Below are 534 nucleotides of genomic sequence, written 5' to 3'. Positions count from 1 at the left end.
GGTCACCGTGCTGGATGAGTTTGATAATCCGGTAACGGATGTTGCTGGTGACTTGGCCGGTTCTGTTGGCGGAGCGAATACGGCGGCCCTTATCTTTGTTGCAGGCACTACCGTGGGTACCTATACGGCAACCTACACGCCAACCATTGCTGGAACGGACAATATAGCCATCGCGCTTGATGGTACCGCGATCAGCGGCAGTCCGTACAGCAGCGTTGTATCTTCGGCTGCTGCCGACGCGACCAATACGACCGCTTCTGTTCCGGCAGGTACTGCGGGCGAGGTGACCACAGTTACCATTACCGTTCTTGATGAGTACGATAACGCTGTCACTGGTGTTGCTGCGGATCTTTCAATCATGCTGAGCGGTTCGAATGCCACAGCCACATTAAGCGCTATCACCGATAACGGGGATGGCACCTATACGGTTACTTATACACCGACTGTTGCGGGCACGGACAACTTTGCCATCACGCTTGGTGGCACCGCAATCAGCGGCAGTCCGTACAGCAGCGTTGTGTCTTCAGCTGACGC

At 55.4% G+C, this 534-nt stretch carries 1 protein-coding gene; it reads left to right on the top strand.

Annotated features, from left to right (window positions below; translation table 11 throughout):
* Window positions 1-534 (top strand): filamin/ABP280 repeat domain-containing protein (locus NGM62_RS22030; protein WP_262250454.1); only part of this gene is annotated, 534 nt, incomplete at both ends.

Source organism: Parapedobacter soli (assembly GCF_025460835.1).
Taxonomy (GTDB): Bacteria; Bacteroidota; Bacteroidia; order Sphingobacteriales; family Sphingobacteriaceae; genus Parapedobacter; species Parapedobacter soli.
The sequence above is the reverse complement of the archived record's forward strand: the minus strand, read 5'-3'. Positions and strand labels throughout refer to the sequence as shown.